Below are 13,535 nucleotides of genomic sequence, written 5' to 3' on the forward strand. Positions count from 1 at the left end.
CCCGTCGCATCCGGCCCGCCGCGCCTCACATCGAGGCCGAGCTCATGCTCTTCATCATGGCGTCGCACGCGTTCGCGCAGTCCATGCACGCCTGAGCGCACATCCGCATCGCCTCGCTCGTCTCGGCGTGCTTCATGCACTCGTCGTAGCACGCCATCGCCATGGTCTTCATCGCCTCGTGCATGGCCATCATCGCGCCCATGTGCATGCCCATGGGGCGGAGCATCATGCGCATCATCGTGTGGCACATGTCGGCGCAGCTCATGCACATGCTGCGGCACATCGACATCTCGGCGCCCGACTCCATGTCGGCGGCCATCGTGCACGCCTGCTCGCACGCCATGCACGCCTCCATGCAGGCCTGCATGACGTCGTGGTCCATCGGCATCATCGTGTCCGAATCGGCCATCATCTCGGTCATGGTCTTCATGTCCATGTCAGCTCGCTCCCTGCGCTTCGCGCGAGCCGACGGCCGACCCGGTGGACGCGAAGCGCCTCCTTGTGGGCGATGCTACGACCGCTCCCGCGCCGTGTCGATGCTCACTTGAGCCCGGTCGTCGCGATGCCCTGGACGAGGTACTTCTGACCCGCGATGAAGAACCCGACGATCGGCAGGAGCGACACGACCGACATCGCGAACATCGGCCCCCACGACGCCTGGCCCTCCGAGTCCATGAACTGGCGCAGCGCGAGCGGCACCGGGTACAGGTCGGTGTCCGTGATGTAGATGAGCGGCGAGAAGAAGTCGTTCCAGGTCGCGATGAAGGTGAAGATCGCCGTCGTCGCGAACGCGGGCGTGCACAGCGGGAGGATGATCCGCCAGAAGATGCCGAAGGTCCCGCATCCGTCGATGCGCGCGGCGTCGTCGAGCTCCCGCGGCAGCGCGCGCATGAACTGCACCATGAGGAACGTGTAGAACGCGTTCGATGCGAGGAAGTGCGGCACGACGAGCGGCAGGTACGTGTTCACCCATCCGAGCTCGGCGAAGATGATGTACTGCGGGATGAGCAGCACGTGGCCAGGGAGCATGAGCGTTCCCAGCGTGAGCGCGAACATGAGGCGCCGCCCCGGGAAGTTCAGCCGGGCGAACGCGAACGCCGCGAGCGCGGTGGACACGAGGGTGCCGATGATGCTGAGGACCACGATGATGAGCGAGTTCACGAGGTACACGTCGAACGGATGCTCGAGGGCGTTCCAGCCGTCCGTGTAGTTCGCGAGATCCCACTCGGCGGGCCACAGGCCCTGCTCGGTGAAGATCCTGTCGTCGGGCTTGAAGGAGCTCGAGAGCATCCACAGCAGCGGGTAGAGCATGAAGAGCCCCACCCCCGCGATCACGACGTGCCGGAGGAAGCGCGAGCGGGCCGTCGCGCGACGGCGGCCGACCGCGCGGACATCCTGCGGGGGCCGGCTCCAGCGACGGGGCCGGACGACGGTCTGGACCTCGGTGACGGTCATCGCTCCTCCGCGTCCTCGTAGAACACCCAGTGCTTCTGGGCGATGAAGTTGACCGCGGTGAGCGCGGCGATGATGAGCAGCAGCAGCCACGCGAGCGCCGACGCGTATCCCATGTTGAAGCGTCCGAATCCCTCGATGTAGAGGTTGAGATTGAAGAAGAGCGTCGATCCGGCCGGGCCGCCCGACCCGTTGCTCATGACGTAGCCCTGCGTGAAGGTCTGCAGCGACCCGATGATCGACAGGACGAGGTTGAAGAAGATGATCGGGCTGATGAGCGGCACGGTGATGTAGCGGAACTGCCACCACTTCGTCGCTCCGTCGACCGCCGCGGCCTCGTAGTACATGGCGGGCACCTGCCGGAGCGCCGCGAGGAAGATCACCATGGGCGACCCGAACGTCCAGATGTTCAGCATGATGAGCACGCTGAGTGCGGTGTCGGGATCGGACACCCAGGCGGGGCCGTCGATCCCGAGCCAGCCGAGCGCCGTGTTCACGACGCCGCGCGTGCCGAACAGCTCGCGCCACAGCATCACGATCGCGACGCTCGACCCCAGCAAGGAGGGCAGGTAGTAGATCGCGCGGTAGAACGAGAGGCCGCGCAGACCCTGGTTGAGCGCCATCGCGACGCCGAGCGCCGCGACGAGCGACAGCGGAACCGACACGATCGTGTGGACGAAGGTCACGATGAGCGACTGCCCGACCCGGGGATCCGAGAGCATCTCGGCGAAGTTCTCGAAGCCCACGAAGACGGGGGCGTTCAGGAGGTTGTAGTCGGTGAAAGCGAGGTACAGCGAGGCGCCGAACGGGATGATCGTGAGGAGCATCCCGCCGTACCACGGGATGAGGAAGAGGTAGCCGGACCAGTCGATCCGGCCGGCCCTCGTCGGCTTCCGCCGACGGCGCACGACCGGCGCCGTCGGCGGAAGGGTGCGCTCGCCGCGGGGCGGCGCATCCACGGTGGCGACCATCGTCAGGCCTGCCCGAGGGCTTCGCTCGCCGCGGCCATGACCTGCTTCGCGGCCTCCTGAGCCGTGATGCGGCCGAAGGTGACCTCGGTCGCGATGTCGGTCAGCGCATCCTGCACGGCCTGGCCTCCGATGGGGTCGGGGCGCGAGTCCGGCAGCTCCTCCTCGGCGAGGGCCGTGATGTACGCGATCGAGCGCTGGTCCTCGGGGGTGAGGGAGTCCGCGATCGCCTCCGCCACGACCGTGCTCGCCGGAAGGCCGCGGGTCGCGCCGACGGCCTCGTTGCCCTCGACGCTGTTGACGATGAAGTCGAGCAGCTCGAGCGCCATCTCCTGATTCGGCGACTCCTGGCCGATCGACCAGTACATCGACGTGTCAATCGACATGCCGCGCCGAGCGCCCTGGACCTCGCCCGGCATGCGCAGCAGCTCGAGCGCGCCGCCCGACGCGTCGTTGTAGGCCTTGAGGTTGTTCGTCGGGATGACCTGCCCCGCGACGAGACCGGCGGCGAGCGGCGACTGCTCGGCCGAGCTGCCGACCGTCTCGATGTGCCCGGCCGGGGCGAGCGCGCCGGCCGCGCGCTGCTCGACCGACATCGCGAACCAGTCCGTGAGCGTCTTCTCGCTCGCGCCGAACGAGCCGTCCTCGTTGTAGAGCTCCTCACCCGTCTGACGCACGAAGACGACGAGGTTCTGCACGGTGTCGAAGGCCATGTCGACGCCGTAGACCTGACCGCCCGACGCGTCGGTGACCGCCTTGCTGAACGCCCAGAGGTCGTCCCACGACCACGTGTCGCCGTCGGGGATCTCGACGCCGTACTGGTCGGTGAGGTTCCGGTTGATGACGAAGCCGACCGCGTTGAGGCCCGCGGGGATGCCGTAGAGCGCGTCGCCCACGACGCCGAGCGGCGCCGTCTTGGGGACGTCGTCGAGGTTCAGCACGTCGAGGTGCTGGTTGAGGTCGAGCAGCGCGCCGCGGTCGGCGTACTCGCGCAGGCTGTCGCGGCGCTGGTTGAACAGATCGGGGATGTCGCCGGCCGCGAAGCGGGTCGCCATCTTGTCGGCGTAGGGGCCAGAGTCCTGGTACTCGGTCTTGATCGTGAGGCCGTCGTGCTCCTTCGTGAAGACCGCGAGCATCGCCTCCGTCGCCTCGGCGCGGGCCGCGTCGCCCCACCAGATCATGTTGAGCGTGGACGCCGCCGTCGACGGCTCGGTGCTGATGCCGAAGCGGTTGCAGCCGGCCAGCATGAGCGCCGTGGCGCCCAGTCCGAGACCGAGGAGTGTCCGACGGCTCATCTCCACACGTGATGCGCTCACTGTCTTCCCTTTCGCGTCGTTGCGAGGACGAGAACCGGAGAAACCGGTTTCTGGCATCATAGGCGCACTCTCGGGGGTCGTGTCAAGCACGACGGGCGCCCGGGTCATCCTGCCTGTGGACCACCTGCTTTGCAACGTGGGAACACGAGGCGCGCGCAGACGGCGAGGCGCCCCGCAGGCGTGCCTGCGGGGCGCCTCGCGCGCGTCGCGGTCAGATGAGCTCGATCACGGCGCTCTCGTTGTTGAGGACGATCACGGGCGTCACGGTGGGATGGCCGGCCGCGCGGATGCGGTCGAGGTCGACGCGCAGCAGCGGGGTCCCCGCGGTCACACGCGCCCCGGCCTCGACGAGGGTCTGGAAGCCCTCGCCCTTCATCGCGACGGTGTCGATGCCGACGTGGATGAGCAGCTCCGTTCCGTCGTCGAGCACGAGGGCGATCGCGTGCCCCGTCTCGAAGACGTGCCCGACGGTCGCGTCGACCGGGGCGACGACCGTGTCACCGGTCGGCTCGATCGCGACGCCCGGGCCCATGATGCCCTCGGCGAACGTGGCGTCGGGCACCGACGAGAGCGGCACGACGGCACCCTCGATCGGCTGACGCAGCCGCACCGTCGCGGGAGCGGCGACCGCGGTCGCCGTCTGCGGAGGGGCCGCGACCGGCTCGGCGGTCGGCGCGGACGGCGCCGGCGCCTCGGCGCGCCCCGACATGATCTGCTCCATGGCGTCCTTCACGAACTGCACGTTGAGGCCGTAGATCACCTGGTACGAGCGCCCGCCGGGCTTCATCACGCCCGCCGCGCCCGCGCGCTTGAGCGCGGCCTCGTCGGCCTTCGCGACGTCACCCAGCTCCATCCGGAGCCGGGTCGCGCAGTTCTCGAGCTCCACGATGTTGTCGCGCCCGCCGAGCGCGTCGATGAAGCGCGCGGCCGTCGCGAGGTAGCCCCCGTCGGCCGTCGTCGCGTCGGCCCCGTCGAGCGCGACGTCGTCGTCCTCGCGGCCCGGCGTCTTCAGGTTGAACCGCAGGATGACGAATCGGAACACGAGGAAGTAGACGACGAACCAGAACACGCCCATGACGAGGATGAGCCACGGGTTCTGCGCCATCGGGTTCACCCATCCCAGGAGCAGGTCGATCCCGCCGCCGGAGAAGCCGAAGCCCATCCGGACCGGGAGGATCGCGCTGACGGCGAGCGAGATGCCCATGAAGACGGCGTGGATGAGATAGAGGACCGGGGCGAGGAACATGAACGCGAACTCGAGGGGCTCGGTCACGCCGACGACGAACGACGAGATCGCGCCGGAGAGGAGCAGACCCGCGGCGACCTTCTTGCGCGTGCTCTTCGCGGTGACGTACATCGCGAGCGCCGCACCGGGGAGGCCGAACATCATCACGGGGAAGAAACCGGTCATGTACTGGCCGGTGACGCCGTACTCGCCCGTGCCCGAGAGGAAGTTGTTGAGGTCGTTGATGCCGGCCACGTCGAACCAGAACACCGAGTTCAGCGCGTGGTGCAGCCCGAGCGGGATGAGCAGGCGGTTCATGAAGCCGTAGATGCCCGCGCCCACCGGGCCGAGCGTCGCGATGAACTCGCCGAAGGCGACGAGACCGCTGTAGACGAACGGCCAGATGAAGAAGAGGAGGATCACGACGAGGAGCGAGATGCCGGCGGCGACGATCGCGACCGAGCGCTTGCCCGAGAAGAAGGCCAGGGCGTCGGGCAGCTTGACATCCTTGAAGCGGTTGTACGCGAACGCGCCGATGAGGCCCGCGATGATGCCGACGAAGACGTTGTTGATGACGCCGAAGGCCGGGTTGACCTCAGCGGCCTCGACCCCCTGGAAGAGGGCGACGGTGTCGGTGCTCAGGAGCGTCGTGATCGTGAGCCACGAGACGAGCCCCGCGAGCGCCGACGTGCCGTCGGTCTTCGTCGCCATGCCGAGTGAGACGCCGATCGCGAAGAGGATCGGCATGTTGCCGAGCAGCGCACCGCCCGCGCCGTTGAGGAACGTCACGGCGATGTTGTCGCCTGCGACGTTCTGGATCCAGTACCCGACGCCCATCAGGATCGCGGCGATCGGGAGGACGGCGACCGGCAGCATGAACGACCTGCCGAGCCTCTGGAAGAACTTCATCGGTACCTCCTGGAAGGGGCGCACTTCGGGCGTGCGCGTGCTGTGATGCGCATGACGGTACACGCTCGCGGATGCCGCGCCAAGCTAATCGTTAAAATCCCTTACAAATCCGCGCGGGGCGTCGTGATGCGGATCGGAGGGCGCGCGGTCCTATGCTGTGGGAGGTGGCAGGCACGGAGATCTCACAGTCCGGCGATGACGAGGTGGACCTCATCATCGACGCGTGGTCGACGATCCTCCCCGACGTGGACCTCTCCCCTCTCGACGTGATGTCGCGCCTGCGACGCGTGGCGCGCGATCTGCAGCGCGTCCGCGAATCCGCCTTCTCCGCGTCGGGTCTGCGCGCATGGGAGTTCGACATCCTCTCCCTCCTCCGCCGCTCCCCCGACGACCTGTCCATGACGCCGTCGCAGCTCGCCGCGTGGACGACGGCGACGAGCGGCACGATCACGTACCGGATCGAGCGCCTCGAGGAGCGCGGCTACGTCGCGCGCACCGACAACCCTGCCGACCAGCGCAGCCGCATCGTCACTCTCCTCCCCGCGGGTCGCGAGCGCGTCGAGTCGGCCATGCGCACCCTCGTCGCGGCCGAGGCGCGCCTGCTCGAGGGCCTCTCCTGGAACCAGGTCGCGGCGCTCATCGACGCGCTGCGCACGATCGGCGCCTCCGCCGAGCGCGACGCGCGACCGTGACGCGCTCGCGCCGGACCGTCCGCGGGAGGATGCTGACACCATGAGCCTTCGCCACGCCCTCATCGCCGAGCTGCTGCGCGGCCGCCGGGCAGAGCTGCAGCCCGAGGACGTCGGGATCCCCCGCGGCGACGGCCGCCGCGTTCCGGGCCTCCGCCGTGAGGAGGTCGCCGAGCTCGCCGGGATCAATCGCGACTACTACATCCGCCTCGAGCAGGCGCACGGGCACCTCCCGTCGCCTCAGGTCGTCTCGGCGCTCTCTCGCGCCCTGCAGCTGGATCCCGACACCACCGAGTACTTCCAGCAGCTCGCGCAGACGAGCGCGACGCGCGCCCTGTCGACGCGCGAGGGCCTCCCGGCCGGCGCGTTCGCCATCCTGCGCCTCGTCGAGCCCCACCCGGCGTACATCACGAACGGCGTCCACGACGTGCTCGTCGTGAACCGCTCGTGCGCGGGCATCGCGAAGGGATTCCTGGACGAGGGGCGGAACCTCCTGATCGAGGTCTTCGAGCACGAGCACGAGGCGCCGTCCGCCGAGGAATGGCGCGCGACGGCGACGCGCCTCGTCGACTCGATGCGCTTCCACACCGCGCCCGACGAACCGCGGTTCCAGGAGCTGCTCGCGCTCCTGCGGCGCCGGTACCCCGCCTTCCGGGAGCTGTGGTCACGCCAGCGGGCGCGGAAGCTCACGTTCGGCACGAGCCTCTTCTACGACGCCGAGCACGGCTGGCAGCGCGCGACCTGGCAGACCCTCATCGTGCCGGATCACCCCGACTCGCTGCTGACGATCATCCATCCGTGACGCGCGCGGCCTCGGCCGGCCCCGAGCGCCGTCGAAGCAGCTTGAGCGCGACGTGGAGCACGCTCCTGCGCACGCCGTCCGCGAGCTCCGCGCGGACCGGCTCTGGCAGGTTCTCGAGACGGTAGTAGAGCGTCGTGCGATGGAGGTGCAGCCGCCGGCAGGCCTCGGAGACGCGCGCACCCGCGTCGAGATACGCCTCGACCGTGTCGAGCTGCTGGCGATCCCCCGCACGCCACAGCGCGAATGCACCGGGCGACGCGCGCCGGATGAGGTCGATCGGCACGGGGAGCTCGTCCAGGAGCGCCCGGATGCCCGCCGGCGTGACGTGTTCGGGGTCTTCGAGGAGAAGCCGCGCCTCCCGCACGGCGGGCCGGATGTCGTCCTCGTCCGGCGCGACGGCCGCGGTCGCGAAGCGCGCGGCCGGATGGCCATGGCGGTGAGCTGCCGACGCGAGGACGTCCTCGACGTCGCCGTCGAGCCTGCTCCGGGAGACGACGAGGACCGGATGGTCGGCCAGATCGCCGACGTGCCACGTCGCGCCGCGCCCGTCGGACTGGATCGCCGTCGCGAGACGGCGCCGCTCGTCGTCCGATCCGACGGTGTCGAGGAGCGCGACGACGAGGCCCTCCGAGCGGTCGAGCCAGCGGCGATCGGCCGCCTGGGCGAGCGCGCGCACGCGCACGGCGCGCTCGTCGTCGAGGAGCCTCCGGAAGACGTGGACGCGAGCGCCTGACGTCGCGTCCCCTGAGATGTGCTCGATGCCTTCGCGCGATCCTCGCGTCTGAGACGTCACTGCCACTCCGCCATGTCCTGCTCACCTCACGCCGCGCGCACGCGGCGCTGTCCTTCCCCTCGACGGTAGGACGACGCGACGGCTCGGCGCGTGCCCTTGACGCACCCACCCCGGCGTCCTCGCGGTCCGCGACGGCGCTTTTCCGACGATCGTCGGAAAAGCGCGCGCCTCCCGCGTCGGTGTGTCGCGGTCGTCCCCCGCGCCACGAGCGGGAGCGCGCCCTATCCACCGGTCTGCCGCGCGGCCGCGCGGGCCGAGCGGTGCGCGACGGCCCGGTCTAGCGTGACCGCCATGGGAGTGCTCTACTACGGCGCGAACGCCTCCGCCATCCACATCGACGACCGTGCGCTCGCGCACATCAAGGTCGTCATCATCAGCAAGCTGCGCCGTGACGAGAGCTTCTCGGTCTCGTGGCGACACCCCGACGAGGGCGAGGGCGGCCGCAGCACGATCTGGATCCACCCCGCGATCCCGCTGCGCTTCGAGTTCGACGAGGCCGATGCTCCGACGCTCAACCGCGAGTGGCTCGAGGAGCTCGCGGTCTCCGCGAACGCCCTCGGCGGCATCCAGCTCGTCGAGGAGCACATCCGGACGCCCGAGAAGCACTGACGGCGCGACACGGCCCCCGCACTCCGATCACCGGAGCGGCGGGGGCCGATCTGCGCGGATCAGTCGATGTCGCCGCGCCACGCACCGGTCTCGGTGCCGCGGGACTCGATGAACTCCTTGAACTTCCGCAGGTCCTTCTTGACGGCGTGGTCGTCGATGCCGAGGGCGGCGCCGACCTTCTCGGTGAGGTCCGTCGGCTCCCAGTCGAGCTGCACGGTCACGCGCGTGCTCGCGTCGCCGAGCCGGTGGAAGGTCACGACGCCGGCGTGATCCGCCTCACCCGCGACGCTCGTCCACGCGACGCGCTCGTCGGGGTGCTGCTCGGTGATCTTGGCGGTGAACTCGCGCTCGGCGCCGCCGATGTTCACCTTCCAGGCGAGCGTCTCATCGTCGATCTGCCGGATCGACTCGACGAAGCTCAGGAACTGCGGGAACGTCTCGAACTGCGTCCACTGGTCGTACGCCGTCGTGACGTCGACGTCGACATCGATGCTCTCCGTGATGCGAGCCATGGGGGTGTCCTTCCGATCGTTGGGTTGGGCTCCATCGTGTGCCGCGCTCGGATGACGCGTCACGGGGGTTGCCACATCGCGAGGCCTCGGGTATCGGGCGTCCCGCCGCGCACGGGCCCTCGTAAGCTGTCGGCAGGACGCACGTCTCGAGGAGGGTGAGGACGCATGGCGCTTCCCGACCGGATCGGGCCCCGCGACGAGGATGCGCGCCGCGCGGTCTTCGCATTCGACCAGGCCGTCGACGCTCTCGCCGAGGAGTCGGCGTTCCTGTCCGTCGGCCCCGACCGCCAGGCGGCCCGCTACCTCGCGGACGCGCATCGGACGCTCGACGGCGTGCGCACCTCGATGCACCGCATCGCGGCACGCGCCTCCGACGCGGGCCTCCGCAAGGGGGCGCGGCGGCGCCTGCAGGCCCTCGCGGCGGATCTCGCCCAGGCGGGGCTGCGCGACGCCGAGCACGCGCGGGCAGCGGCGCAGCGGCTGCGCGCCACCGCCGTCGCGCCGACCGGCGGCTGGGGTGCGACCCTCAGGAACCAGACCGCGAGGGCGACCGCGTGGGGCGTCGAGAAGTGGACGGGCTCGCCGCTCGCGCCGGTCGAGCTGCGCAGCGCGAAGGCGGCAGCGCTCGCCGAGTCGTCGGCCGACGCGATCGCGCAGCGCGGCCGCGCACCCGCGCGCTCCCGCGTGCGGACGTGGCTCATCGTCGCGGGGTCGGCCGCCGCCGCAGCGGTGATCGGCGGCGCCTCGCTGGCCGTGTACGGCGCCTGGAGCCTCATCGGGCTCCTCTTCGGCGCGGGCTGACGCAGGACAGCGGGCGGGCTCCGCGGAGCCCGCCCGCTGTCCTGCCGGCGTCAGCTTCCCTGCACGTTGTCGCGCGCCTCCTGGGCGCGCCCGGCCACGGCATCGGCCGAGCCCTGAGCCTCCGACTTCACGTGCTCGGCGGCCTCGGTCGCGGTGTCCCTGATCGACTCCGCCGCCTGCTGGGCCGGCTCCCGGAGGTGCGCGCCGACCTCCTGTGCGACGTCCTTGACCTCGTCGACGAGCGGCTGAGCCTGCTCCCTGACATCCTGCGCGATCCGCTTCTCCCTGCCGGACGCGGGGATGAGCGACGAGGCGAGCAGCCCCACGCCGAAGGCGATGAGGCCGACAGCCATGGGCTTGCCCTCGGCCTTCGCCGCGGCGCGGTGCGTCGCGTCGGCGACCGTCTCACCGGCGTCGTGCAGGCTCGAGCCGGCGTCGTCGGCTGCTCCCATCACGCGCTCGCGCAGCGATCCGAAGGCCCCCTTGAGCCTGCTCGTCTGCCTGTCCATGATCTTCGAAGGCGTCACCTTGTCGACGAGGGCGTCGGCATCGCGGCCCAGCTCGCGGCGCGTGCGCTCGATGTCGGCGCGGATGGCATCGGGTGAATCGGTCATCGGTTCTCCTCATCTCTCCCCAGAGCGCCGGGGATCTTCTTGAGCGACTCCACGGTCTGCGGAGCGCCCTTCACGTTCTTCAGGTCCTTGCGGCCGATCGCGAACATCACGGCCGCGGCGATCGCCCAGAGGACGGCGACGATGACGGCCGACCATCCGAGGCCCGTGAGCAGGCCGATGGCCCACCACAGCGCCACGGACAGGAAGAACACCGCCATGAGCGCGGAGTACGCTGCGCCGCTCAGCAGGCCGGCGCCCTTCCCCGCGCGGGTCGCCGACTCCCGCAGCTCCGCCTTGGCGAGCTCGAGCTCCTGCCTCATCAGCAGGGACATGTCGCTCGTCACCTCGGACAGGAGGTCGCCGAGCGAGGTCGTCGCCGCCTTGTGCTCCGACGGGGTCGGCTGGTCAGAGGTCATTCCCGATCCCCTCCCCCGGGCGCGCGCGCTCGGCGCGCGAGCGGTCGTAGACGGGCGTGCCCTCCTCGCGCGACGGCGGAAGGTCCGACGGCGTGGCGAGCGGGTCCGACACCGGCGCGCCCGGCTCGCCGTATCCGCCCGGGGCTGCCGCCGACGGCGTGCCGTCGCCCGCGGTCGTCGTCGGTGCGGCGGCCGGCACGGCGGGAGCTGTCGGAGCCGCGGCGACGTCTGCCGCGCGCTCGGCCGACGCGCCCTGCGCGCTCTCCGCACCGCTCTCCGCGAGCGCGCGCGTGAGGCGCCCGGCGGCGAGCCCCGCGAGCAGCGCGCCCGCGATGAACACGCCGGGGCGACGGCGGGCGAACGAGGTGACCTCGTGCATGAGCGAGCCGGGGTCGCGGTCGTCGAGCCAGGTGGACGCGCCCTTCAGACGGGTCGAGGCCTGGCGCACGATGTCCGTCGCGACGCCGGGATTCTCCGAGCCCGCTGCGAGCGACTCGAGCTCGTCGCCGACCGAGCGGAGCCCCTCGGCGACGCGCCGCTGCTGCGCGGCGGCCTGATCCCGCAGCTCGCGCTGCGTCTGGCTGTAGACGTCCTTGAGCTGCGCCTTCGCCTCGTGGGCGACATGCGACGCCTCCTGCTTGGCGGTGTCGACGACGTGGCCGGCCTCGGCCCTGGCCGTCTCCGTGACGTCGGCGGCCTCCTGTCGCGCCGTGTCGACGGCACCCGTGGGGCGGCTGTCCGCCTCGGTCGGCACCTGACCAGAGAACTGAGACATGGGGGACTTCCTTTCCGTTACCGCTGCGGATGGATTCACCGGCGATGCAACACCGTCCCGCGTCCGATTTCGCGAGGGTTGACGGACCCCCTCCGCGTGTGGCACGCGCGGCGCGCGATCGAGAGGTCGCCGCCTCCGGCCGCCCGCGTCAACCCCGAGACACCTTCCGCCCGGAACGGGAGACTGGTTCCATGACGACCGACCGACTCGTGCGCGTGGCCGATGCGACGTTCCGCGTGCGCACGCGCGGGCGGCCCGGCTCCGGCCATCCGCCGATCGTGCTCGTGCACGGGATCGGCATCTCGCACCGCGCCTTCTCCCGGCTCGCCGAGGTGCTCGCCGCAGACGACGTCGTGCACGTCCTCGATATGCCGGGCTTCGGCGACGTGCCGCGTCCCGCGCACTCCCCCGACGTGCCCGCGATGGCCGAGCTGCTCGCCGACGTGGTCGCTGGCCTCGGCGACGGCCCGTTCGCGGTCGTCGGCAACTCGATGGGCACGCAGTGGGCGATCGAGCTCGCCTGCCGGCACCCCGGCCTCGTGTCGCGCGTCGTCGCGATCGGGCCGGTCGTCGACGAGCGGCGTCGCTCCGCCCCGCGGCAGGCCCTGGCTCTCGCCCACGACTGCCTGCGCGAGACCGTCTCCGCGAACGCGATCGTGCTGAGCGACTACGTGCGCTGCGGGCCGCGCTGGTACTTCCGCCAGCTCCCGCACATGCTCGCGTACCGGCCGGAGGAGCGCGTGACCGCTCTCCGTCGGCCGCTGCTCATCGTGCGCGGAGAGCGCGACCCGGTCGCCCGACGGGCGTGGTGCGTGCGCCTGCGCGACGCCGCGCAGGACGGCAGGCTCGTCGAGATCGCCGGCCAGCCCCACCTCGTGCAGCACACCGCACCCCGCGCCGTCGCCGCCGTGCTGCGGCCGTTCCTCGCCGCCGACCGGGAGCCGTCGCGCGCGGGGGACGCGGAGGGCCCGTGATCGGGCCGCTGCGGCGGCTCGCCTGGTGGGCGGCCGACTACGCCTACGCGGCCCTCGCTCAGCTGCGCGCCCTCACGCGGCGTCGCTCGGCGGCCGAGTTCCGCTCGGGCTCGCTCGCACCCGTGGTCGTGATCCCCGGGGTGTACGAGTCGTGGCGATTCCTCACCCCGCTCGTCGTCGCCCTGCACGCACGCGGCCATCCCGTGCACGTCGTCGAGCCGCTCCGGCACAACCGCATGCCGTTCTCGGCCGGAGCGGACCTCGTCGCCGAGCTCCTCGAGACGCGCGAGCTGCGCGACGTCGTCCTCGTCGCGCACAGCAAGGGCGGGCTCATCGGGAAGCGCGCGATGTCGCTTCCGGCCGCCGCCCGGCGCGTGCACGGGATGGTCGCGGTCGCGACGCCGTTCGGCGGCTCGCGCTATGCGCGCTTCCTCGCCGCCCCCACTCTCCGCGCATTCTCGCCGCGCGACGCGGCCCTCCGTGCGCTCGCGCAGGCGACCGAGGTCAACGCGCGGATCGTGTCGGTGTACGCGCGCTTCGACCCGCACATCCCCGAGGGCAGCGAGCTCCTCGGTGCGCGCAACGTCGTGCTCGAGACGGGCGGCCACTTCCGGGTGCTCGCGCATCCGCGGGTCATCGCGGAGGTGGCCGCCCTCGCCGAGACGGCGGATCGATGAGCG

At 71.0% G+C, this 13,535-nt stretch carries 16 protein-coding genes; 6 read left to right on the plus strand and 10 right to left on the minus strand.

The window, feature by feature from the left end; all coding sequences use genetic code 11:
- Window positions 1-25 precede the first annotated feature (25 nt).
- From M1D46_RS11330 to nagE, 5 genes are all read right to left on the minus strand, one after another.
- Window positions 26-436 (minus strand): hypothetical protein, encoded by a 411-nt coding sequence (locus M1D46_RS11330; RefSeq protein ID WP_456285582.1) that lies wholly within the window; start codon window positions 434-436, stop codon window positions 26-28.
- 104 nt (window positions 437-540) lie between these two features.
- Window positions 541-1,455, minus strand: a complete 915-nt coding sequence (locus tag M1D46_RS11335; protein WP_282977825.1) for a carbohydrate ABC transporter permease — start codon at window positions 1,453-1,455, stop codon at window positions 541-543.
- Window positions 1,452-2,423: a carbohydrate ABC transporter permease gene (locus M1D46_RS11340; protein ID WP_456285583.1), complete on the minus strand. Its 972-nt coding sequence runs from the start codon at window positions 2,421-2,423 to the stop codon at window positions 1,452-1,454. The genes M1D46_RS11335 and M1D46_RS11340 overlap by 4 nt, the downstream gene beginning before the upstream one ends.
- Before the next feature lie 2 nt (window positions 2,424-2,425).
- The gene (locus M1D46_RS11345) at window positions 2,426-3,715 is read right to left on the minus strand and encodes an ABC transporter substrate-binding protein (RefSeq protein WP_271171955.1); all 1,290 of its coding nucleotides are present in this window, start codon (window positions 3,713-3,715) and stop codon (window positions 2,426-2,428) included.
- 232 nt (window positions 3,716-3,947) lie between these two features.
- Entirely contained in the window at window positions 3,948-5,870 is a 1,923-nt protein-coding gene (gene nagE / locus M1D46_RS11350) for an N-acetylglucosamine-specific PTS transporter subunit IIBC (protein WP_421075860.1), read from the minus strand.
- Window positions 5,871-6,034: 164 nt separating this feature from the next.
- On the opposite strand from nagE, the gene M1D46_RS11355 reads away from it, so the two are divergent.
- On the plus strand, window positions 6,035-6,562 hold the full coding sequence (locus M1D46_RS11355; RefSeq protein ID WP_271171957.1) for a MarR family winged helix-turn-helix transcriptional regulator: 528 nt from the start codon (window positions 6,035-6,037) through the stop codon (window positions 6,560-6,562).
- Window positions 6,563-6,602: 40 nt separating this feature from the next.
- Complete coding sequence (locus M1D46_RS11360) at window positions 6,603-7,361, plus strand: helix-turn-helix domain-containing protein (protein WP_271171958.1); 759 nt, start codon at window positions 6,603-6,605, stop codon at window positions 7,359-7,361.
- On the opposite strand, the gene M1D46_RS11365 is transcribed toward M1D46_RS11360, so the two are convergent.
- On the minus strand, window positions 7,348-8,154 hold the full coding sequence (locus M1D46_RS11365) for a helix-turn-helix domain-containing protein (RefSeq protein ID WP_456285584.1): 807 nt from the start codon (window positions 8,152-8,154) through the stop codon (window positions 7,348-7,350). The genes M1D46_RS11360 and M1D46_RS11365 overlap by 14 nt on opposite strands.
- A gap of 291 nt (window positions 8,155-8,445) precedes the next feature.
- On the opposite strand from M1D46_RS11365, the gene M1D46_RS11370 reads away from it, so the two are divergent.
- Window positions 8,446-8,763, plus strand: a complete 318-nt coding sequence (locus M1D46_RS11370; RefSeq protein WP_282977830.1) for a DUF7882 family protein — start codon at window positions 8,446-8,448, stop codon at window positions 8,761-8,763.
- Window positions 8,764-8,822: 59 nt separating this feature from the next.
- Here the strand turns inward: M1D46_RS11370 and M1D46_RS11375 are convergent, their stop codons facing one another.
- Complete coding sequence (locus M1D46_RS11375) at window positions 8,823-9,275, minus strand: SRPBCC family protein (RefSeq protein WP_271171961.1); 453 nt, start codon at window positions 9,273-9,275, stop codon at window positions 8,823-8,825.
- A gap of 165 nt (window positions 9,276-9,440) precedes the next feature.
- Between M1D46_RS11375 and M1D46_RS11380 the strand changes: the two genes are divergently transcribed.
- Window positions 9,441-10,076 (plus strand): hypothetical protein, encoded by a 636-nt coding sequence (locus tag M1D46_RS11380; RefSeq protein ID WP_455968391.1) that lies wholly within the window; start codon window positions 9,441-9,443, stop codon window positions 10,074-10,076.
- A gap of 50 nt (window positions 10,077-10,126) precedes the next feature.
- Here M1D46_RS11380 and M1D46_RS11385 read toward each other — a convergent pair whose 3' ends face one another.
- The 3 genes from M1D46_RS11385 to M1D46_RS11395 are packed head-to-tail and all read right to left on the minus strand — an operon-like array spanning window position 10,127 to window position 11,881.
- A complete protein-coding gene (locus M1D46_RS11385; protein WP_456285585.1) occupies window positions 10,127-10,690 on the minus strand; it encodes a DUF3618 domain-containing protein in 564 nt (187 codons plus the stop codon).
- A complete protein-coding gene (locus M1D46_RS11390; RefSeq protein ID WP_456285586.1) occupies window positions 10,687-11,106 on the minus strand; it encodes a phage holin family protein in 420 nt (139 codons plus the stop codon). The genes M1D46_RS11385 and M1D46_RS11390 overlap by 4 nt, the downstream gene beginning before the upstream one ends.
- A complete protein-coding gene (locus M1D46_RS11395) occupies window positions 11,096-11,881 on the minus strand; it encodes a hypothetical protein (RefSeq protein ID WP_456285587.1) in 786 nt (261 codons plus the stop codon). The genes M1D46_RS11390 and M1D46_RS11395 overlap by 11 nt, the downstream gene beginning before the upstream one ends.
- A gap of 191 nt (window positions 11,882-12,072) precedes the next feature.
- On the opposite strand from M1D46_RS11395, the gene M1D46_RS11400 reads away from it, so the two are divergent.
- Together M1D46_RS11400 and M1D46_RS11405 are read left to right on the plus strand one after the other, a co-directional pair.
- Window positions 12,073-12,855 (plus strand): alpha/beta fold hydrolase, encoded by a 783-nt coding sequence (locus M1D46_RS11400; RefSeq protein WP_456285588.1) that lies wholly within the window; start codon window positions 12,073-12,075, stop codon window positions 12,853-12,855.
- Window positions 12,852-13,532: an esterase/lipase family protein gene (locus M1D46_RS11405; protein ID WP_271171967.1), complete on the plus strand. Its 681-nt coding sequence runs from the start codon at window positions 12,852-12,854 to the stop codon at window positions 13,530-13,532. Before M1D46_RS11400 ends, M1D46_RS11405 begins: the two co-directional genes overlap by 4 nt.
- Window positions 13,533-13,535 lie beyond the last annotated feature (3 nt).

The sequence above is a fragment of the Microbacterium sp. JZ70 genome (assembly GCF_053903225.1).